At 72.8% G+C, this 20,625-nt stretch carries 21 protein-coding genes; 8 read left to right on the top strand and 13 right to left on the bottom strand.

The window, feature by feature from the left end:
• The first annotated feature begins 2 nt into the window (after positions 1–2).
• The gene (locus N912_RS0102935) at positions 3–1,388 is read left to right on the top strand and encodes a glutamine synthetase family protein (protein ID WP_028921249.1); all 1,386 of its coding nucleotides are present in this window, start codon (positions 3–5) and stop codon (positions 1,386–1,388) included.
• A gap of 5 nt (positions 1,389–1,393) precedes the next feature.
• Here the strand turns inward: N912_RS0102935 and N912_RS0102930 are convergent, their stop codons facing one another.
• Positions 1,394–1,849 carry a hypothetical protein gene (locus N912_RS0102930; RefSeq protein ID WP_028921248.1) on the bottom strand — a complete coding sequence of 152 codons (456 nt, stop codon included), beginning with the start codon at positions 1,847–1,849 and terminating at the stop codon, positions 1,394–1,396.
• Positions 1,850–2,049: 200 nt separating this feature from the next.
• Between N912_RS0102930 and phnA the strand changes: the two genes are divergently transcribed.
• The 6 genes from phnA to N912_RS0102900 all read left to right on the top strand — a co-directional run bounded on the left by phnA (position 2,050) and on the right by N912_RS0102900 (position 9,749).
• Positions 2,050–3,282, top strand: coding sequence for a phosphonoacetate hydrolase (gene phnA, locus N912_RS0102925; protein ID WP_028921247.1), 1,233 nt, complete (start codon positions 2,050–2,052; stop codon positions 3,280–3,282).
• A gap of 78 nt (positions 3,283–3,360) precedes the next feature.
• The gene (locus N912_RS0102920) at positions 3,361–4,587 is read left to right on the top strand and encodes an MFS transporter (protein ID WP_211261113.1); all 1,227 of its coding nucleotides are present in this window, start codon (positions 3,361–3,363) and stop codon (positions 4,585–4,587) included.
• A 10-nt stretch (positions 4,588–4,597) separates the two neighbouring features.
• Positions 4,598–5,698 (top strand): zinc-binding dehydrogenase, encoded by a 1,101-nt coding sequence (locus N912_RS0102915; RefSeq protein WP_037062691.1) that lies wholly within the window; start codon positions 4,598–4,600, stop codon positions 5,696–5,698.
• Positions 5,685–7,142, top strand: coding sequence for an aldehyde dehydrogenase family protein (locus tag N912_RS0102910; RefSeq protein WP_028921244.1), 1,458 nt, complete (start codon positions 5,685–5,687; stop codon positions 7,140–7,142). Before N912_RS0102915 ends, N912_RS0102910 begins: the two co-directional genes overlap by 14 nt.
• Positions 7,143–7,145: 3 nt before the next feature.
• Entirely contained in the window at positions 7,146–8,045 is a 900-nt protein-coding gene (locus tag N912_RS0102905) for a LysR family transcriptional regulator (protein ID WP_028921243.1), read from the top strand.
• A gap of 33 nt (positions 8,046–8,078) precedes the next feature.
• Entirely contained in the window at positions 8,079–9,749 is a 1,671-nt protein-coding gene (locus N912_RS0102900) for a DUF885 domain-containing protein (RefSeq protein WP_028921242.1), read from the top strand.
• Between the two features lie 6 nt (positions 9,750–9,755).
• Here the strand turns inward: N912_RS0102900 and trpC are convergent, their stop codons facing one another.
• Entirely contained in the window at positions 9,756–10,565 is an 810-nt protein-coding gene (gene trpC, locus N912_RS49105; RefSeq protein WP_037062689.1) for an indole-3-glycerol phosphate synthase TrpC, read from the bottom strand.
• A 188-nt stretch (positions 10,566–10,753) separates the two neighbouring features.
• Between trpC and N912_RS0102890 the strand changes: the two genes are divergently transcribed.
• Complete coding sequence (locus N912_RS0102890; protein WP_245645162.1) at positions 10,754–11,212, top strand: putative immunity protein; 459 nt, start codon at positions 10,754–10,756, stop codon at positions 11,210–11,212.
• A gap of 13 nt (positions 11,213–11,225) precedes the next feature.
• Here N912_RS0102890 and N912_RS0102885 read toward each other — a convergent pair whose 3' ends face one another.
• From N912_RS0102885 to N912_RS0102835, 11 genes are all read right to left on the bottom strand, one after another.
• Positions 11,226–12,092: a methyltransferase domain-containing protein gene (locus tag N912_RS0102885; protein WP_084210542.1), complete on the bottom strand. Its 867-nt coding sequence runs from the start codon at positions 12,090–12,092 to the stop codon at positions 11,226–11,228.
• Positions 12,093–12,208: 116 nt separating this feature from the next.
• Positions 12,209–13,348, bottom strand: coding sequence for a nucleoside hydrolase (locus N912_RS0102880; RefSeq protein ID WP_051579495.1), 1,140 nt, complete (start codon positions 13,346–13,348; stop codon positions 12,209–12,211).
• 75 nt (positions 13,349–13,423) lie between these two features.
• Complete coding sequence (locus N912_RS49100) at positions 13,424–14,266, bottom strand: creatininase family protein (protein WP_051579493.1); 843 nt, start codon at positions 14,264–14,266, stop codon at positions 13,424–13,426.
• Positions 14,266–15,678, bottom strand: a complete 1,413-nt coding sequence (locus tag N912_RS0102870; RefSeq protein ID WP_028921238.1) for an MFS transporter — start codon at positions 15,676–15,678, stop codon at positions 14,266–14,268. Before N912_RS0102870 ends, N912_RS49100 begins: the two co-directional genes overlap by 1 nt.
• Before the next feature lie 91 nt (positions 15,679–15,769).
• The gene (locus tag N912_RS0102865; RefSeq protein WP_028921237.1) at positions 15,770–16,459 is read right to left on the bottom strand and encodes a FadR/GntR family transcriptional regulator; all 690 of its coding nucleotides are present in this window, start codon (positions 16,457–16,459) and stop codon (positions 15,770–15,772) included.
• A gap of 5 nt (positions 16,460–16,464) precedes the next feature.
• The gene (locus tag N912_RS49095; RefSeq protein ID WP_037062687.1) at positions 16,465–17,049 is read right to left on the bottom strand and encodes a cysteine hydrolase family protein; all 585 of its coding nucleotides are present in this window, start codon (positions 17,047–17,049) and stop codon (positions 16,465–16,467) included.
• Positions 17,046–18,065, bottom strand: coding sequence for an amidohydrolase family protein (locus tag N912_RS49090; RefSeq protein ID WP_156993120.1), 1,020 nt, complete (start codon positions 18,063–18,065; stop codon positions 17,046–17,048). The genes N912_RS49095 and N912_RS49090 overlap by 4 nt, the downstream gene beginning before the upstream one ends.
• Positions 18,062–18,388 carry an extradiol ring-cleavage dioxygenase gene (locus N912_RS0102850; protein WP_028921236.1) on the bottom strand — a complete coding sequence of 109 codons (327 nt, stop codon included), beginning with the start codon at positions 18,386–18,388 and terminating at the stop codon, positions 18,062–18,064. Before N912_RS0102850 ends, N912_RS49090 begins: the two co-directional genes overlap by 4 nt.
• A 1-nt stretch (position 18,389) precedes the next feature.
• The gene (locus tag N912_RS0102845; protein ID WP_028921235.1) at positions 18,390–19,256 is read right to left on the bottom strand and encodes a DODA-type extradiol aromatic ring-opening family dioxygenase; all 867 of its coding nucleotides are present in this window, start codon (positions 19,254–19,256) and stop codon (positions 18,390–18,392) included.
• 59 nt (positions 19,257–19,315) lie between these two features.
• Entirely contained in the window at positions 19,316–19,984 is a 669-nt protein-coding gene (locus N912_RS0102840; protein ID WP_028921234.1) for an enoyl-CoA hydratase/isomerase family protein, read from the bottom strand.
• Positions 19,981–20,604 carry a TetR/AcrR family transcriptional regulator gene (locus tag N912_RS0102835; protein WP_064745138.1) on the bottom strand — a complete coding sequence of 208 codons (624 nt, stop codon included), beginning with the start codon at positions 20,602–20,604 and terminating at the stop codon, positions 19,981–19,983. The genes N912_RS0102840 and N912_RS0102835 overlap by 4 nt, the downstream gene beginning before the upstream one ends.
• Positions 20,605–20,625: the final 21 nt, after the last annotated feature.

The raw sequence follows: 20,625 nt of genomic DNA, 5'->3' as shown, positions 1-20,625 counted from the left end.
TCATGGGGTTCACCGAGCGGCACGGGCTCTACACCGACGAACAGCTGGTGGCGGCCAAGGACGTGCTGGAGCGGATCGAGCGCGACCGGATCGAGGCGGTCCGGGTGGTGTTCGCCGACCAGCACGGCCTGACCAGGGGCAAGACGGTGTCGGCCGGCGAGCTGGCCTCGGTGTTCCGCGACGGGCTCACCGTGGTGTCCACGCTGCTGTCCAAGGACACCTCGGGGAAGACCGTCTACGCCGCGTTCGCCCCGGACGGCGGGGTGGGCATCGCCGAGATGGCCGGCGCCGGGGACATGGTGATGGTCCCGGACCCGAGCACGTTCCGGGTGCTGGACTGGGCGGGCGGCACCGGCTGGCTGCTCTGCGACCTGCGGTTCGCCAACGGCGCGCCGGTCCCGCTGTGCAGCCGCGGCCTGCTGCGCCGGGCGCTGGAGCGGGCCGCCGCCCGGGGCTACGCCGTACAGACCGGTGTCGAGCTGGAGTTCCACCTGTTCCGTCACGACGGCGAGCTGGTCAACGACGGCTACCAGTTGCTCTCCGAGGACCGGATGGACGAGGTCGAGCCGGTCGTCACGCTGTTCGGCGAGCGGCTGCGCGGGCTGGGCGTGCCGCTGCGCACCATCGAGATCGAGTACGGGCCGAGCCAGCTGGAGGTGACGCTCGGCCCCGAGCTGGGGCTGCGCGCGGCGGACACGGTGCTGGTGCTGCGCGGGGCGCTCAAGCAGGTCGCCCGCCGCCACGGCTACCGGGTGAGCTTCATGTGCCGGCCCAAGATCCCCCAGGTGTTCTCCAGCGGATGGCACCTGCACCAGTCGCTGTTGCGGGCCGACGGGCTGGCCAACGCGTTCGTGCCGGAGCGGGACGGGACGGTGCTCTCCGAGGTGGGCTCGCGGTTCCTGGCCGGTCAGCTTCGGCATGCCCGCGCCGCGTCGGCGTTCGCGGTGCCGACGATCAACGGCTACAAGCGGTTCCAGTCCTACTCGATGGCGCCCGACCGGGTGCTCTGGTCGGCCGGGAACCGGGCCGCGCTGCTGCGGGTCACCGGCTCGGCCGCCGCCGGCTCCACGCACGTGGAGAACCGGGTGGGCGAGCCGAGCGCGAACCCGTACCTCTACATGGGCGCGCAGCTCACGGCCGGGCTGAACGGCATCGAGCACGCCTGGGACCCCGGCCCGGCGGCGGACGAGCCCTACGAGACCGAGGCGCCCCGGCTGCCCGGCACGCTCGACGAGGCGCTCGACGCGCTGGCCGCCGACACCGTGTTCGCCGACGCCTTCGGCGCCCGGTTCGTGGCGCACTACATCGGGATCAAGCGCCACGAGCTCGCCCGGTTCCACGCCGCCGTGACCGACTGGGAGCACCAGGAGTACTTCGGCCTGTTCTGAGAAGATCATTTGCGGTGCCGCAAGAGGTGCCAGCAGTATCTGAGTTCGAGGGCACCCACGAAACCCATCACACCCGCGCCCGTCGGGCCTACCCGATGTGCGGCGAACAGTGCGACGGCCCCGGCGAGCAGGCCGACGCCGGCCACCAGCAGAAGGTAGGCGGGGACGCGATCGCCGGGTGCGGTCGAGATCGAGACGGACCACGCCACGGGGCTCCCGTCCGACATGGTCTCGCCGGGCTCTCCCCGTTTGACCTCGACGTTCTCGCCCCCGGCCATCAAGGAGCTCCACAGCGCGACGGCTATGAAGCTCGCGGCCAGGACGACACCGGCCACCATCCCTCCGAGGGTGTCACTCGGTCCGGTCGCGGTGCGCAGCTCAACGAAGAGGGCATAGCTGAAACCGATGACAAAGACACTCAGAAAACCGAAGAAGGAGATGATCCCGACGACCTTCTTCATGACGGCCCCCCTGGACAGCTAGACGTTCTCACCGTGACATGCGGGTCGACCCGCCGCGGCCCGATCCGGTTGGGTCCGGGTTGGCGCTCTGGCCACCGCCCGAACCGCAAGGTTATAGCCGCCATCGCGAATCTCGTGGTTCCGGCGTGGGCGTCCCGCTGTTAGACATCGTTGCGAGGAACTCCAGAAGGAGCTGACGAATGGCACTCCCTCGCATCGAGGTGAACGGGCGACGCTATGGCGCCACCGAGGACACGGTCGTCGTGGTCTGTGTGGACGGCAGCGAGCCCGCATATCACGAACGCGCGATCCAGGCCGGCCACATGCCGTTCTTCGAGAAGCTGTTGGCCAACGGCACCTCGCTCCCGGCGACCTGCGCGATGCCGTCGTTCACGAACCCGAACAACCTCTCGATCGCGACGGGCGTACCGCCTTCGGTGCACGGCATCTGCGGGAACTACTTCTTCGACCGGGACACCGGCGAGGAGGTCATGATGAACGACCCGAAATGGCTGCGCGTCCCGACGCTGTTCGCCGAGTACGCCAGCCGGGGCGCCACCGTCGCCGTGGTCACCGCGAAGGACAAGCTGCGCCGCCTGCTCGGCTCCGGGCTGGCGGGGGGCATGTGCTTCTCCGCCGAGCACGCCGACAAGGTGAACCGGGCCGAGTACGGGATCGACGACGTGCTCGGGCTGGTCGGCATGCCGCGGCCCTCGGTGTACAGCGCGGAGCTGAGCGAGCTGGTGATGGCGGCGGGCGTGGCCGTGCTGCGCCGCGACCGCCCCGACCTGATGTACCTCTCGCTCACCGACTACGTACAGCACAAGCACGCCCCCGGGTCGGCCGAGGCGAACGCGTTCTACGCCATGCTGGACGGCTACTGCCAGCGGCTGGACGAGCTGGGCTGCGTCCTGGTGGTGACCGCGGACCACGGCATGAACGCGAAGTCGGGCGCGGACGGCGCCCCGGAGGTCGTCTACCTGCAGGAGCTGCTGGACGGCTGGCTGGGCGCCGGCGCGGCCCGGGTCATCCTGCCGATCACCGACCCGTACACGGTGCACCACGGCGCGCTCGGCTCGTTCGCCACCGTGTATCTCTCCGGTGACGCAAAGGATGTCGACGGCGTGGCCCACAGGCTGGCCGAGGTGCCCGGCGTCGAGCTGGCGCTGGGCCGCGACGACGCGGCCGCCCGGTTCGAGCTGCCGGCGGACCGGATGGGCGAGCTGGTGGTCATCGGCGACCGGGGCACCGCGCTGGGCACCACCCCGGACCGGCACGACCTGAGCCAGCTCGGCGAGCCGCTGCGCTCGCACGGCGGGCTGGCCGAGCAGCGGGTGCCGTTCCTGGTCAACAGGGCGGTGCGCGAGCTTCCGCAAGGGCACGAGCTCCACAATTACGACGCCTATTGGGTAGCCACGAACTTCGTCGCATAGAAAATTACATTGCTGTTGGAGGCAATGATGCCTGCATCCATACCGGATATCGACGTGCCCAATCGACGACTACGTCGAATGCAATGGTCGGTCCTGCTGGCGACGATGTTCTGCTATCTGTTCTTCTACACCGGCCGGCAGACATTCGGCTTTGCCATTCCCGGAATTCAGGCCGAGCTGGGGCTGAACAAGGCGACGCTGGGCTGGGCGAGCACGGCGTTGCTCTGGAGCTACGCGGTCGGTCAGGCGATCAACGGCAACCTCGCGGACAAGGTCGGCGGCCGGCGGATCATGACCATCGGCGCGCTGGCGTCCACGGTGGTGAACTGGGTGGTGAGCCTGGGCACGAGCTTTGCCAGCATCGCGGTGCCGTGGGGCGTGAACGGCTACTTCCAGGCGATGGGCTGGGCGGCCGGCGGCCGCGTGCTGTCCAACTGGTGGCCGAAGGGCGAGCGCGGCAAGACCTACGGGTTCTACGTGTTCGCGGCGGGCACCGGGTCGGTGGTGGCGTACGCGACCTCGGTGCTGGTGCTCGACGTCTGGGAGCTGGACTGGCGGTGGATCTTCCGGATCCCGGTGCTGTTGATGCTGGTCGGGGGCATCACGTTCTTCCTGGTGGCGCGCAACCGGCCGGCCGAGCGCGGCCTGCCCTCGCCGGTCGAACCGGAGGCGGCGACCCTGGATACCGAGAAGCCCGAGGGCTCCCGGGCCCGGTACGCGGCGGTGCTGCGGCATCCGAAGATCTGGGTCACCGGCGTCTCGATCGGCTTCCAGAACGCCGCCAGGTACGGGCTGCTGGTCTGGGTGCCGGTGCACTTCCTCGGCGCGAACTGGGAGAAGGGCCAGGCCGCCGGCGGCGTGAGCCCGCTGTGGGTGTCGGTGGCGCTGCCCATCGGGATGGCGATCGGCGCGCTGGTCAACGGCCAGATCTCCGACCGGGTGTTCGGCTCCAGGCGCAGCCAGCCGATCATGGTGTTCATGCTGCTCGGCGCGGTGTGCGCGGGCGGAATGTACCTCATCCCGGTCGACTCGGCCTCGGTGGCGATCGCCGTGCTGTTCCTGACCGGGTTCTTCGTCTACGGCCCGCAGGCCTCGTTCTGGGCGCTGTGCCCGGACCTGGTCGGGACCGCCCGCTCCGGCACCGCCACCGGGGTGGTCAACTTCTTCGCCTACCTGTTCGCCGGCTTCGGCGAGCCGCTGATCGGGCACCTCATCGACGCCTCGGGCCGCACCAGCGACGTGTTCCTCATCGTGGCGGTCTGCTGCCTGGCCAGCGCGGCGTTCGCCGCCGTCATCCGCCGTTAGGAGCGAGTGCATGACAACCACCGCCGTCGCCGCCGCCTGGCACGGCCCCGACCTGGGGTTCCGGCTGACCGAGGTGCCGCTGCCCTCGCTGGCCGCCGGCGAGGTGCTGGTCAGCACCCGCACCGCCACGCTGTGCGGCAGCGACCTGCACACCATCGCGGGCGACCGGGACGTCGAGCTGCCGACCGTGCTCGGCCACGAGATGGTGGGCGACGTGGTCGGGACCGGCGGCGCGGTGACCGCCGAGGGCGGCGAGCGGCTCGAACCGGGCATGCGCGTGACCTGGACGGTCGGGGCGTCGTGCGGCTCGTGCCCGCGCTGCGCCCGGGGCTTCCCGCAGAAGTGCGCGTCGCTGCGCAAGTACGGGCACGCCCGGATGGACCCGCCGTGGCGGCTCAGCGGCGGCCTGGCCAGCCACTGCCACCTGCTGGCCGGCACCGGGGTGGTCGTCGTCCCGGACGGCCTGGCCGACGAGGTGGCCGCGCCGGCGAACTGCGCGACCGCCACCGTGGTGTGCGCGGTGCGGCGACTCGACGTGCGGGCCGGCGAGACGGTCGTGGTGACCGGCTGCGGCATGCTCGGGCTGACCGCCGTGGCCTACCTCCGCTCGCTGGGCGTCACCGACGTGGTGGCCAGCGACGTCGACCCGGCCCGGCGCGCGCTCGCGGCCCGGCTGGGCGCCGACGCGGTGACCCCGGACGCGCTGTCCGAGCGGGTGCTCGACGGCACCGGCGGCGAGGGTGCGGCGGCGGCCGTCGACCTGTCCGGCCACAACTCCGCGATCGCCGCCGCGCTGGAGCTGCTGGCCATCGGCGGGCGGCTGGGCCTGGTCGGGTCGGTCTTCCCGACGCCCGCGCTCGACCTGGTGCCGGAGACAGTGGTCCGCCGGCTGCTGACCATCCTGGGCGTGCACAACTATGCGGCGACCGACCTGGTGGAGGCCGTCCGGTTCCTGGACACCTCCGCCGACCAGGGGATGTTCCGCGAGTTCGTGTCCGGCCCGTTCGGCCTGGACCGGCTGGACGAGGCGGTGCGCCACGCCACCGGGCACCGACCACCGAGGGTGTCCGTCACACCGAACCGAGCAGGAGAGCCAGATGCCATCCGTTGACCGAGCACACCTGGGCAACTACGTCGCCGGCGAGTGGCGCGCCGCCGAGAGCGGCCAGACCAGGACGAACACCAACCCGGCCGACCTGCGCGACCGGATCGGCGAGTTCGCCGAGTCCGGCGGGGTGGACGCCGAGCTCGCCGTGGACGCCGCGACCACCGCCCTGGCCGACTGGCGCGACCGGGGCCCGATCGCCCGCGCCGACACCCTGCGCCGCGCCGGCACGCTGCTGGCCCAGCGCCGCGACCAGGTCGCCGCCGTGATCACCCGCGAGCAGGGCAAGCGGCTGTCCGAGGCGCGCGGCGAGGTGGACCGCGCGCTGGCCATCCTGGACTTCACCGTGGGCGAGGCGCGCCGGCTCAACGGCGTCACCACCCCCGCCGAGGAGCCGCGCACGCTGGCCATGACGTTCCGCCGGGCCATCGGCGTGGTCGGGCTGATCACGCCGTGGAACTTCCCGCTGGCCATCCCGATGTGGAAGGTGGCCCCCGCGCTGGTCGCCGGCTGCACCGCCGTGCTCAAGCCGTCCCCGCTCACCCCGCTGACCAGCGCGCTGCTGGTGCAGGCGTTCGCCGACGCCGGGGTGCCGGCCGGCGCGCTGAACCTCATCCAGGGTGACCGCGCCGCCGGCGAGGCGCTGGTGGCCCACCCCGGCGTGGCCGGCGTGTCGTTCACCGGCTCGCTGCCGGTCGGGCTGGCCATCCAGCAGGCCGGCGCGCCCCGTCTGCTGCGGACCCAACTGGAGCTGGGCGGCAAGAACGCCGTGCTGGTGCTCGCCGACGCGGACCTGGCCAGGGCCACCGACGCGATCGTGCACGGCGCCTTCGGGCAGGCCGGCCAGCGCTGCAGCGCGACCAGCCGGGTGATCGTCGACGCCTCGGTCCGCGACGAGCTGGTCGAGCGACTGGTCGAGCGGGTGGACGCGATGCGGGTCGGGCCTGGTACGGACGCGAGCAGCGACATCGGCCCGGTGGTGAACGAGGAGCGCATGACCGCCTGCCTGGAGGCAGTGGAGCGGGCCACGGCCGACGGGGCGAAGATCGCCTGCGGCGGCGGCCGGGTGGCCGACGGCCTGCCCGAGGGCTACTACGTGCGGCCCACCGTGTTGCGCGACGTCAGGTGGGACAGCGAGCTGGCCACCGAGGAGATCTTCGGCCCGGTGCTGTCCGTGATCGACTGCGACGGGTTCGACGACGCGGTCCGGATCGCCAACTCGGTGCGCTACGGCATGTCGGGCACGGTGTTCACCCAGGACCCGGCCCGGATCTTCGAGGCGCTGGAGCGGCTGGAGGCCGGAATGCTGCACGTCAACAGGCCGGGCGTCGGCGCGTACGCGCACCTGCCGCACATGGGCACCAAGAGCTCCCAGTACGGCCCGCCGGAGTGCTCGCCGCAGGTCTGGGACTTCTACACCGAGTGGCGCTCGGCCTGCATCTCATACTGAGGCGTGGAGCAACTCAACTTCCACCGGCTGTGGATCTTCCTCCAGGTCGTGGAGTGCGGCGGGTTCTCGGCGGCGGCGACCAAGCTGTTCATGAGCCAGCCGTCGGTGTCGACGCAGGTGCGCCGGCTGGAGTCGGCGCTCGGGGCGACGCTGGTGGACAGGTCGGCGGCGCGCGCCCGCCCGACCGCGGAGGGAGAGGTGCTCGCCGAGTACGCCCGGCGGATGTTCCTGCTCGCCGACGAGGCCGTCGCCGCCGTCCGCCAGGTGCAGGGCCTCGGGCGGGGCCGGCTGCACATCGGCGGCACCACCACCGTGGGCACCTACCTGCTGCCCGGGCTGCTGGCCCACTTCCGGGGCGAGCACCCGGACATCGACTGCGACCTGTTCGTGGGCAACGCCGAGCAGGTCGGGCGCAAGCTGCTCGACGGCGAGATCGGGCTCGCGGTGTTCGCCGGCCGGCCGGCGGCCACGCAGCTGCGGCACGAGCAGATCCTCACCGACCGGCCGGTGGTCATCGCGTGCCCTGGCCACCGGCTCGCGGGCCGCCAGGTGCGGCCGGAGGAACTGGCGGGGGAGAGCTTCATCCTGCGCGAGATGGGCTCCTCGACGCGGACCATGCAGACCACCGCGCTGGCCCTGTGGGAGCTGCCGGACGTCGCGTCGATCGAGGTGTGGGGCACCGAGACCGTCAAGCAGTCGGTGCACGCCGGCCTGGGCGTCTCGCTGGTCTCCGAGCACGCGGTCGCGCACGAGGTGGCCGACGGCCGGCTGGCCACGTTGGATGTCGACCCGCCGCCGGCCGGGCGGCCGATCGTCGCGGGCCAGCGCCGCGACCGGCTGCTCTCGCCCTCGGAGCAGGCGTTCCTCCGGCTGCTTCGCCAGCTTCGGGAGTGGCCCCCGTAGCATCGAGGTGATCAGCGGCGAGGGGAGCGTGGAGTGGACCGGTCCGGAGACGTGCGGGCGGTGGCCGACGAGTACTGGGAGGCCCGGCTGGAGGAGAGCCCGCTGCTCGCGTCCTTCCTCGGCGACCATCGCTACGACGACCGGGCCGACGAGGCCTCCGCCGACGCCGACCACCGCCGCCGCCGGAAGTGGGCCGACCTGCGGCAACGGATGGCCGAGATCCCGGCCGACGGGGTCGACGAGACCCGGGAGCTGCTGCTCGGCGACCTGGACGACACGATCCGCCAGATCGACCTGCGGCTGGCCGAGCTGCAGAGCGACCAGATGCAGGGCGCGCACGCGGGCCTGCTGATGATGGCCGGCCAACTGCGCGCCCCCGAGCCCGAGCACGCCGAGATGGCCGTCACCCGGATCGGCGGGCTGGCCCGGCTGCTCGACCAGGCCGCGCAGCGCTACCGCGAGGGCCTGGCCGCCGGCCGCACCCCGGCGAAGATCAACGTGACCCGCTCGCTGAGCCAGGTCGACGGCTACCTCGCCTCGCCGGCCGAGCGGGACCCGTTCGTGCGGCTCGCCGGCCCGCCGGACTGGGACGGCACCGACGCGTGGCGGGCCCGGCTCGCCGACGCGGTCCGCGACGAGCTGCGGCCCGCGTTCGCGCGCTACCGCGAGGTGCTGGCCGGCGAGCTGGCGCCGGCGGCGCGCCCGGACGACCGCCCCGGCCTGTGCCACCTCGCGGACGGCGAGGAGATCTACCGGGCGCTCATCGAGGCGCACACCGGCCTTCCGCTCACCGCCGAGGAGCTGCACGAGTTCGGGCTGGACGAGGTCACCAAGAAGCTGCCCGTCGAGTTCGCCGAGGTCGGCGAGCGCGCCTTCGGCACCACCGCGCTGACCGAGATCTTCGCCCGGCTGCTGGACGACACGGACCTGCGCTACCGGGACGGCGAGGAGATCGTCGCGCACGCCCGGCGCTGCTTCGAGGCGGCGCGCGCCGCGATGGGCGAGTGGTTCGGCGAGCTGCCGCGCGCGGCCTGCGAGCTGACCCCGGTGCCCGACTACCTCGCCCCGGACGTGCCGCCCGCCTACTACATGCCGCCGGCCCCGGACGGCAGCCGGCCCGGCCAGTACATGGTCAACCTGCACGACCCGACGGGCCGGGGCCGCTCCGGCACGGCCACCATGACCTTCCACGAGGCGATCCCCGGCCACCACCTCCAGCTGGCCATCGCGAGCGAGCGCACCGGGCTGCCGGCGTTCCGGCGGCTGGCGCACCGGCACACCGCGTTCGTGGAGGGCTGGGGGCTCTACGCCGAGCGGCTGTCCGACGAGATGGGCCTCTACGAGACGGACCTGGACAGGCTGGGCATGCTGGGCGCCGACGCGTGGCGGGCGTGCCGGCTGGTCGTCGACACCGGCCTGCACGCCATGGGCTGGACCCGCCAGCAGGCGATCGACTTCATGGTCGAGCACGCCCCGATCGACCGGGACACGATCACCGTCGAGGTGGACAGGTACATCGGGATGCCCGGGCAGGCGCTGGCGTACAAGGTCGGGCAGCGGGAGATCCTGCGGCTGCGCGAGGAGGCCCGCGCCGCGCTCGGCGCCGGCTTCGACATCAAGGGCTTCCACGACACCGCGCTCGGCGCCGCCACCGTCAGCCTGCCGGTGCTGCGCAACCGGGTGCGGGCCTGGGCCGGCGCCTGACGCGGCTCAGGCCGGGGAGTTCGTGTTCGCGTTCGCGTTCGCCGTCGCCAGGAAGTCGCGCACCGACGTCCTTGGGTCGCCCGAGCGCACCAGCGCCTCGCCGACCAGCACGACGTCCGCGCCCCAGGCGTGGTACTCCGCGACGTCCCGCGGCCCGGCGACCCCGGACTCGGCGACCTTGACCGCCCCCGCCGGGATGCGCGGAGCCAGCTCGGCGAACACCGAGCGGTCCACCTCCAGGGTGGTCAGGTCGCGGGCGTTGACCCCGATCAGCTCGGCCCCGACCCGGGCGGCGCGCTCCAGCTCCTCGCCGGTGTGCACCTCGACCAGCGCGGTCAGCCCCAGCTCGGTGGCCAGCCCGAGCAGCTCGGCCAGCAACCCGTCGTCCAGCGAGACCACCATCAGCAGCGCCAGGTCGGCACCGTACGCGCGGGCCTCCCAGAGCTGGTACGGGGTGACGATGAAGTCCTTGCGCAGGATCGGCACGTCCACGGCGGCGCGCACGGCGGCCAGGTCCTCCAGCGAACCACCGAACCTGCGGCCCTCGGTGAGCACGCTGATCGCGGACGCACCACCCGCCGCGTACTCGCCAGCCAGCCGTGCCGGCTCCGGGATGTCGGCCAGCGCGCCCTTGCTCGGGCTCCTGCGCTTGACCTCCGCAATGATCGACACCCCCGGTGCCCGGAACGCCGGCATCGGGTCGCGCGGGGGCGCCGCATCCGCCACCCGGGCCCGCAGCTCGGCCAGCGGCACCCGCTCCTGCCGCGCCGCCAGGTCCTCGCGGACGCCTTCCAGGATGCCGTCGAGCACGCTCATCCCGCCGTTCCCCCTCACCATGAGCCCTACCGCCCCAATGTATCGGCTCGTACACCCGCCCGGCCGCGCACCGTGCGGAGACTCGTGAGCGTGGTAGCGCCGGTCGGGTCGGTGCGACAAGGATGCCGACCGTGATCCTGTCGAAGGTGCGCGACCCACGCCTCGTGACGATCCGCCGCGGTGGGACCTTGACGGATTCCGATCACCGCCTGCTCGCGCTCTGGGCGGCCTCGTGCGCCGAGCACGTGCTGCACCTGTTCGAGTCCGCTCACCCTCGGGATCCGCGACCGCGCCAGGCCATCGAGCACATCCGTGCCTGGGTTCGCGGCGAGGCCGGGATGATGGAGTCCCGCGCGGCCGGCGGGCATGCCATGGCGGCGGCGCGCGACAAGCGAGGGGCGGCACGCCACGCCGCGTACGCGGCCGGACAAGCCGGCGCGGTGGCCCACGTCGCCGCCCACGACCTCGGCGCGGCCGCCTATGCGATCAAGGCCGCGCGTGCCGCCGTTCCGGCCGGCGAGTCCGAGGCCGAGGGTCGACGCGAGTGCCGGTGGCAGCGTGACCAACTCCCGGACGCGATCCGCGAGCTCGTGCTCGACGACCAGCGACTGCGCAACGACATCTGCTGGTCGGTCTTCGACTGCTGAGCGGGCACCCGGGCTACTCGGGGCGCTGGCCCCAGCAGCCGAACAGCGGGGGAGTGGTCACGTCCACCCGGCCCCAGGCGACCGAGGCGAGGTGTGCGTCGAGCTCGTCGGCGCGGATCCGGCCCGAGGCGAGCAGGCCCTCGTGCGCGCGGCGCATCTCGGCGATCTCCAGCGCCGCGCCGGCGCGCACCGCGACCGGGAAGAACCCGTCGGCCCCGACCTCGACCAGGCCGGCGTCCCGGAACAGCCGGGGCAGCTTGCGCCCGTACTCCAGATCCGCCCCGCGCCGGGCGAGCAGGTCGAGGAACTCCGCGCGCACCCGGTTGGCCAGCAGCTCCTCCGGCCGTCCGGCCCCCAGGCAGGCCAGCGGCTGCAGGTCGCAGTCGAAGTCCTCGACGAGCAGCCACCCGCCAGGGCGCAGCGCGGCCACCAGCCGGCGCAGCACCTCGTCCCGTTCCGGGAGGTGCATCAGCACCAGCCGGGCGTGCACCAGGTCGAACCCGCCGGCCGGTGGGTCGTCGCGCACCACGTCGTGGCGGCGCGCCTGCACCGAGGCGGGCAGCCCGGCGTCGAGCCAGGTCAGGTCGCGGTCGGTGGTGGCCACGACCCGGCCGAGCGGGCCGACCCGCTCGGCGATCAGGCCCGGCAACCTCGGCCCGCCCGCATCGACCTCCCAGCACCGCCAGCCGGACGCCAGCCCCACGCCGGTCAGCCGGCGGGCGGTGACCTGGTCGAACAGCGCGGACAGCGCGGCGAACCGCGCCTGGGCGTCCAGCTCCCGGACGTCCACCGGGAGGTGGTCCAGGAACATGGTGTCGGCCGGCCTGGCGAAACTCGCCCGGCGGTCGACGTCGGTGATCGGTCGCGGCCTGTGCGTCATGCCCCGGTCGTTCTTCCCCTCGAAGAGGGCACGGCGGCTCCCGCGCCCGTTGACATACACGGACGGAACCAGCCCGGGGTTCGGCGACGGAATACGCAGTTGTGCGTACCCCCAGGCTAACGAGCCAGCGGCTTGGTCAGCTCCTGTACGAACAGGTCGTAGAACTTCGGCACGTCGATGCGCTGCACGATGCGCACCTGCTGGGTGCCGGCCGGGGCGTGGGCCGGGTCGTAGCCGAGGGTGCGGCCGTAGTCCACGCCGTACTGGGTGTCCACCTGGACCCGGCGCATCTCGGCGGCGGTGATCAGTCCGGGCTGCAGGAACACGGCGGCGGTGAGCACGTCCCACAGGTGGTCGCGCGAGTTCGGGTCCTTGGCGAACTTCGGCCCCTGCAGGTCCTTGAACTCCTGCGTGATCGGGGTGTTCTCGCCCGCGGTGACCCTGTCGTACTCGGCCTTGCCGTAGAAGACGGTGTCGGTCACGTCCAGGGGGATCGCGAGCTGGTCGGGGAACGGCGTGGTGAACGCGATCCGCGCGGCCTCCGGGTCGAACCAGACGTTGAACTCGGCGGCCGGCCCCTGGTTGCCCGGCACGTCGAACGCGCCGCCCATGTAGATCACCTGCTTGACCAGCGGCACGATCTCCGGGTTCTTCTTGACCGCGAGCGCGACGTTGGTCGCCGGGCCCAGCACGAACAGGGTGATCTCGTGCGGGTGCTTCTTGATCTGGTCGACGATGAAGTCGACGGCGGAGCCCTCGGCCTTGGGCGCCTTCGCGTACCCGCCGTAGGGCGGCTTCGGGAGCCGCTGGTAGCTGGGCGGCCGTGGGTGGCTCCACGCGCCAAGGTAGGACAGGTCGGTCCCGTAGAGCGCGGACTCCGCGGGGAGCTGGTCCATCCGGCTGCCGAAGAGGGGATCGGAGGCGCCCTCGAAGACCGGGATGTTCGGCCTGCCCTGCAGCTCCAGCTGCCGCAGCGCGTACGCCGCCCCCTCGGACGCCCAGGTGTTGCCGGACACCGTCGTCACGCCCAGGACGTCGACCCCCGCCTGCATCAGCAGGAACAGCGCCTGCGAGTCGTCGTTGAGCTCGTTGAAGTCGGTGTCGAAGATGACCTTGGGAGCGCCGGGCGGCGCCGCGCCGGGCTGGCCGGGGGCCGGGGCGCCCTGGGCCGCCGCCGGGGGTGACGCGGGGGCCTGGGTGCTCGGCTGGGCGGTGGAGCAGGCCGCCAGGACGGCGGTCAGGACGGACGCGAACACAACCTGGGGGATCGATTTCCGAGCGAGACGCATGGGCACCTCTGGGATAGGTGGAGCCGAGGGGACCCGGTGATCCTAAGGCGATTTCCGGTCCGCCGCAGCGAGGTGATCTCCGATGGCGGTGGCCAGGGCGTCGGCGGTGCGCTCGTAGAACTGCCAGGTGCTCCGCTCGGACGGCCACGGGTCGCCGAAGTAGCCGTCGGGGGTGACCCGGCGGGCATGCTCACCGCCCTTGCGCCATTCGGCGAGGTCGGCGGGCGTGCCGGCGGCCGGTTCGAGGTGCTCCAACTGGTCGTGGTCGACCAGGCCGGAGAAGTACCGGGCGATCAGCGCCGTCTCCGAGCCGGTGGCGTGGATGTTCAGCAGCTCTCCGGTGCCGGCGCCGGCCGTGTAGCCCTCGGACTCGGCGGGCGTGACCCAGATCGGCTCGGCCGGGTCCGCGCCGAGGCGGGCGACCGTGCTCGCGTGCTCGGCCCAGTGCACCGAGGTGTGCCCGGCGGCCCGCACCTCGGTCAGCGCCTCGTGGATCATCCGCAGGTGCGCCTGGTCGCCGTGGTGGTTGACCACGTACTGCCGGCCCAGGCCGTCCTCGGCCAGCGACGTGCACAGGTCGACCAGCAGGTTGCGGGCGGTCTCCGGGCGGGTGCGGATGCTGCCGGCGAACGCCGAGCTGACCACGTTGACACCCCAGTAGAACGGCGGCGCGATGAGGATCTCGGTGCCGGTGGCGGCCAGCCGGCGGCGGACCAGCCGGGCCACGGTGTAGGCGCCGTAGGCGTCGGTGCCCAGCGGCAGGTGCGGCCCGTGCTGCTCGATCACGCCCACCGGGACGATGATCGGGGTGCCGCGCTCGGCGGCCCGCTCCACCTCGCGGTAGGTCATGTCGGCGATGGTCTGGTCGAAGATCGAGTAGGACATCAGTCGCCTCTCGTGTCGGGACGGCGGACTCCCATGATCAGCGCGGCGGCCAGGGCGGCCGCGATGCCGATGCCCCAGAACACCATGAACCCGCCGGTGGCCGGCACACCGGACGCCGACTCGTGGGCCGAGAGCACCGCGCCGAGGATCGCGCCGGAGAACGCCCCGCCGACCAGGGAGATGATGAAGTTGAAGCCGAGCGCCGGGCCGGTCTGGGCGGGCGGCACCTCCTCGGTGAACAGGATGCCGATCGAGGCGAAGGTCAGCGCGGTGCCCAGCCCGACGCAGGCCATCAGGACCGTGATCGAGAGCAGCGTGGTGTGCACGCCCTCCAGCACGCCGAACGCGGCGGCCATCACCACCGGCCCGATGACCAGCATGCGCCGGGGCGAGGTGTACCGCGCGAGGTAGCCGACCAGCGGCGCGCCGATCAGCATCATCAGGTCCAGCGGGAGCACCACCAGGGCCGAGCCGAGGACGCCCAGCTCCAGCCCGCTGGCCGGGTGGGGGAGCTGGACGAAGGTGGACACCCCGGCCGCCGCGCCGAACAGGGCGATGCCCGCGACGAACCCGCCGGTGTTGCCCCGCCAGACGATCGGGATCCGCAGCATGGCCAGGTCGACCACCGGGTTCGCCGCCCGCCGCTCCACCGCCACCCACCAGAGCACCAGCGCCGCCGTCGCCGCGACCAGGCCCAGCGTGCCCGCCGACGTCCAGCCCCAGTCGTGGCCGTAGGTGAGGAAGAACTGGGCGCAGACCAGCGCCCCGCCCAGGGTGAGCGTGCCGAGCACGTCCGGGACGTAGCGCGCCCGGGCGCGGGCCGCCGGCACCGCGAGCCGCACCACCACCAGCGCGGCCAGCGCCGCGGCGAGGGAGAACCAGAACACCACCCGGAACCCGGCAGCCTGCAGCAGCAACAGCCCGGCGATCACCCCGCCGAGCCCCTGACCGAGGAAGTTGCACCCGCTGATCGTTCCCACCCCGACCCGGCGGTGCACGTCGTCGCACTCGTGGCGCAGCGCGCTGAGCACGTTCGGGAACGCGCCGGCGCCGATGCCCCGGATCGCCTGCCCGACCAGCAGCACCGGCACGTTCGGCGCGAGCGCCGCGACCAGCGACCCGGCGCCCAGCGCGGCGAACGCGACCAGCAGCACCCGTCGCCGGTCACCCGCCTCGCCCCACGCGGCCATCACCGGCACCGCGACGACGGCGGACAGCAGCGGCATGGTCACGATCAGGGTGGCGGTGGCCACCGAGACCCCGAGCTGCCGCTCCAGCGTCGGGATCAGCGGCACGAGCATGGTCAGGCTCACCGAGAACGCCGCCATCGCGAAGCCAAGGGCGACGATCAGCCCGGACTGCCGCCCCGGCGACAACCGGATCTGGGCGGTCCCGCTCGTGGCCGCGTCCATCGCTCCTCCTCGAGCTTGCCGGACCGCTCACACCTAATCAATATAATGATTATGGAGAACACGCCAAGCCCGGTCAAGAGGCGGAGGAGTGTCAGGCGGGCGGGGTCTGGGTGAGGCGGGCGTGTGCCTCCAGCGCGGACTTGACGGCGTCCTGGTCCCGCCGGGCGATCGCCTCCACCAGGTCGTGGTGGATCGCCGTCCCGCTCGGGTCCAGCAGCCGGTCGGGGCTGATGCGCCGGATCCGTTCCTCGGCGTAGTCCAGCAGGCCGCAGTAGATGTGGGCGAGCATCCGGTTCGGGCTGATCTCCGCGATCCGGCGGTGCAGCGCCCAGTTCGCGCGCAGGTAGTCGATCGCGGTCTCGCCGGCCCGCATCCGCTCGACCAGCTCGCGCAGCGCGGTGATGTCGTCATCGGAGCGGTGCCGGAGCGCGTCGGCGGCGATCAGCGGCTCCAGCGCCTCGCGGACGATGAGGCTGTCCGCGACGGTGGCCGCCTCGCCGTCCAGGGTCAACAGCTTGCGGCCGAACCTGACCAGCGCGGGCGGCTGGCCGACGAAAACCCCGCCGCCGGGCCCGGGGCGCAGCTCGACGACGCCGCGCGTCTCCAGCATGCGCAACGCCTCGTTCAGGGTGGCGACCGCTACCTTGAACCGGGCCCGCAGCTCGTCCTTGGTGCCGAGCCGGGCGCCCGGTTCCAGGTCGCGTTCCCCGATCCACGACTCCAGGGCGTCACCGACCGACTCGGAACGGCTCTGCCGAGGCAGCGGCGCAGGCGAGTTCATAACAATCAATATAGGTTGTCGATCGCGCGGTCCAGCGAGACCACCTCGGCGAACACGGTTCCCTGCGCGCGCAGGCTGTTCTCGTGCAGGTCGGGGAAGTAGCCGGCCACCGCGTCGCGGACCAGCACCACCTCGAAGTCGCGCATGAACGCGTCGCGGACGGTGGACTCCACGCAGAAGTCCGTGCGTACGCCGCCGACCACGAGCCGTGTGATCTCCCGGTCGGCCAGGCGCCGCTGCAGGTCGGTGCCGAGGAACGCGCTGAACCTGTCCTTCTCCACCCACAGGTCGTCCTCGCGGGCGTCCAGGCCGTCGAGCAGCCGCGCGCCCCAGGTGCCCCGGTGCACGGCGGCGCCGGCGATGCCAGGACCGCGGGTCGCGATCAGCCCGGCGTCCTCGGCGCAGTCGTAGAGCATCCGCACCCAGGCCACCGGGACCGAGCCGGACCGCGCCGCGCCCACCAGCCGGTTCACCCGGTCCACCAGGCCGTCCGGGTCGTCGAGCACCAGGCCGCCGCGCGCGAACACGCCGTCCGGGTGGCAGAAGTCGTTCTGCAGGTCGATCAGCAGCAGGCAGGTGCTCGGGCTCATGTCGTCGGCTCCAGGAGGCGGCCGCCGAGCAGCCGCGCGGCGTTGCCGCCGGCGATGCGGCGCTCGTCCTCGTCGTTCAGGCCGAGCGCGGCCACGGTGGCCCTCGGCCGCTGGTCGGCCAGGTCGAACGGCGAGTCGGTGCCCAGCAGCACCCGGTCGGCGCCCATCCGGTCGACCAGCAGGCGCAGGGTGGGGATGTCGAACACGGCGGTGTCGTAGCAGAACCGCGACAGGTACGCGCTCGGCGGCTGGCGGCTGGTCCCGGCCACCGCCTTGCGCCGCCAGCCCAGGTCCCAGCGCGGGGCCAGCGCGGGCGCGCAGCCGCCGCCGTGGCACAGGCAGATCAGCGGGTCGTACCTGTCCAGCACCGTCCCGAAGATCAACCGAGCGACCGCCGTGGCGGTGTCCACCGGGAAGCCGAGCAGCTGGGTCAGGTGGTAGTCGCCGAGCCGCGCGTCGGCGGCCGACGCGCCGGGATGCAGCAGCACGAAGACCTCGTGGGCGGCCAGGTAGTCCCACAGCTCGTCGTTGTCCGGGTGGTCGAGCTCCTTGCCGGCGCCGTGGGTGCCCAGCGCGATCCCGGCGCAGCCCAGCTCCTCCATGCAATGACGGGCCTCGGCCGCAGCGCCCCGGTGCCCGACCGCGACAGTCCCCAGCGGCACCAGCCGGCCCGGCGCGGCGGCGGCGAACTCGACTATCGCCTCGTTCAACGCCCTGAGCAGCCCGAACACCCGCCGCTGGTCGTCCTGCCGGGCGGCGAACAGGAACGGCGGCGCCGAGACCACGTGCACGTCGACGCCGGCGGAGTCGAGCGTGGACAGCCGGGCGTCCAGGTCGTACTGCGCGGGCGGGCAGGGGATGGGCGCGGTCATCGGCAGCCCGGAGACCTCCGGCGCGATGCGCACCACGTGCTCGCCCAGCCCGTCCAGGTCGGCGAGGCCGTCGGCGGCCAGGGCGCGCAGGAACGGCAGCGGCATGACGTGGGTGTGCACATCGATGAACGGCTGGGCCGTCACGTGGGATCGTCCTCGGCCGAGTCATCGTTAGTGCCCAGCAGCGACTCGGTGAGCGCCAGCGCGGCGGCGGAGGTGCCGGCCCGCTCGGCGGTGCCGTAGATCAGCCGGGCCAGCTGGGACAGCAGGTAGGGGTGCAGCCCGAGGTGGTAGAGCCGCTTGAAGTCCCGGTCCGCGATGGCCCGGCGCTCCGGTTCGGGCAGCCGGTACTGGTCGAGCACGCCCGCCTCGTCCTCGGTGAACCGGCGCAGCAGCTCCGGATCCCACTTGACGTCCTGGACCAGGTCGTTGCTGCGCAGCTCCGGCCTGAAGTAGCGAAGCGACATCTCAGCCTCCGACCGGTGTCGAGTCGAGCTCCCAGCGCACCGCGCCGACCCCGCACCGCCACTGCGGCACGCACACGTAGCACAGCGGGGTGCACGGGCGTTCCCCGATCGCGCCCATCACGACCTGCCAGGACAGCAGCTCCGCGGTGCCGCCCGCGCCGGCGGCCTCCATGCGCTCGAAGGTGGCCTCGCTGAGCACGCGCTCATGGTCACCGTCCGCGAGCAGGTCCAGCCACCACCTGTCGAACTTCTCGTCGATCTCCAGGTACCGGGGCCCGCCGGGTTCGTGGCTCAGCCCGCCCGAGCCCAGCAGCCCCACCCGCAGCCCCGCCGGCAGGCGATCCCTGACCAGCTCCCCGAGCCGGCGGCCGAAGCCGTAGCAGGCGCGCTCCTTGGGCAGCGGCGGGACCGTGCAGTTCTGCAGGATCGGCACCAGCCGGACCCCGGTCTCGGCCAGCCGCAGCATGCTGACCGGCACCGAGACGTTGTCGTCGAAGCGCAGGTTGGACGCGGCCGCCCGCACGGTCAGGCCGGTGTCGGCCAGCCCGTCGGCGAGCGCGCCGGCCACCTCCGGGTCGCCCGGCATGCGGTACTCGTCCAGCCGCAGCCAGGGCTGGAACCACTGGTCGGGCCCGACGTGCTCGGCGGCCAGCCCGACCGTGAAGTCCGGGTAGTCGTACACCCGCGCGTTCGCGACATGGTCGTTGCCGATGATCACGAGCACCTCGGTCCGCGACTCCACCAGCTCGTCGTGCAGCCGCTGGTATGCCGCGCTCACCTGGCGGCGGTCGTCCTCCGGGGCCTTGTCGAACCACCCCGCGAGCCCCGGAGCGTGGCTGGCGCAGGCGGCGAAGCTGATCTCGGCCATCAAGCCTCCAGTAGATTCATTATTATGAATTATGGAGGCCGGGCCGAGACCGGCGCAAGCTATCGCCCGGGCGCCTCCGCCCGGAGCAGGTCGATGGCCCGCTGGTGGATCCCGGTCTTGATGGCCCCCACCGAGGCCGACGGCTTGCCGGCCGCGGCGGCCGCGCGCTTCACCGCGACGTTGACCACGTCGTCGGCGGGCGCGACCTCGCCGACGATCCCCGCCGCGACGGCCGCCGGCCCCGGGTAGCGGCGGCCGGTGACCATGGCCTCGTGGGCGGTGGACGGCGAGAGCTTCGCGGTGATCAGCGCCGTCATGCCGGTGCTGAAGAACAGGCCGAGGTCCACCTCGGGCAGGCAGAAGAAGCCCCTGTCCTCGCGCATCACCCGCTGGTCGCAGGCGAGCGCGAGCATGGCCCCGGCGGCGAACGTGTGCCCGTTGAGCGCGGCGACGACGTAGCCGGGGAAGGCCAGCAACCGCGCCGCCAGCTCGCAGAACCGGGGCACCACCGTGGCCGCCTGGCCGTCCGGCGCGGTGGACATCCACTCCAGGTCGAAGCCGTTGGAGAAGAACTTGCCCTCGCCGGCGAGCACGAGCGGCCCGTTCTCGGCGGCGTCCAGGGCGGCCTCCAGGGCGCCGAGCAGGTCCGGGTTGATCCGGTTCTCGCCGGCGTTCATCCGCAGCACCGTGACGCCGTCCACCAGCTCCGAGGTGACCAACTCGCTCATCGGGCCACCGCCTCGGGGGTCAGGCGCGCGGCGAGCGTGTCGGCCACGTCGTGCAGCGGCTGGACGTTGCGGGTCGCGCGGGCCATCAGCAGCGCCCCCTCGAACGCGGACAGCACCAGGGTGGCCGCCTTGGCCGCCTCGCCGGCCGCGAAGCCGCGCCGGGACAGCTCGGCGGCGATGGTGTCGCGCCAGTCGGTGAAGCCGGCCGCGCAGGACTCGCCGATGAGCGCGGAGTCCGAGGCCGCGTCGAGCGTGATCGTGGCGACCGGGCAGCCGTCCCGGAAGCCCGACCGGGCCAAGTTCGCGGCGAGCGCATCGGCGAACGTGCGCAGCACGCCGGCCAGGTCGGGATTGGCGGCGAAGGTGGCGGTGATCAGCGCGGTCACCACCTTGGCGCCGCCCGCCACGACCTCGCTGGCCAGTTGCTCCTTGCCGCCGGGGAAGTAGTGGTAGAGCGAGCCCCTGGGGGCACCGCTGCGCGCCACCACCTCGGCCAGCCCGGTCGCGTGGTAGCCCTGGCGACGCATCAGCTCGGCCGCCGTGCCGGTGATCCGCGACCTGGTGTCCAGGCCGGCTCGCACCCTCGGTGGCCGTCCCCTGGTGGGGCGCTCGGCATTCATCGGTTCCTCGTTCGCACTGGG

The sequence above is a fragment of the Actinospineispora acaciae DSM 45401 genome (assembly GCF_000620785.1).
GTDB lineage: Bacteria > Actinomycetota > Actinomycetes > Mycobacteriales > Pseudonocardiaceae > Pseudonocardia > Pseudonocardia acaciae.
This window is presented reverse-complemented; position numbering and strand designations above follow the sequence as displayed.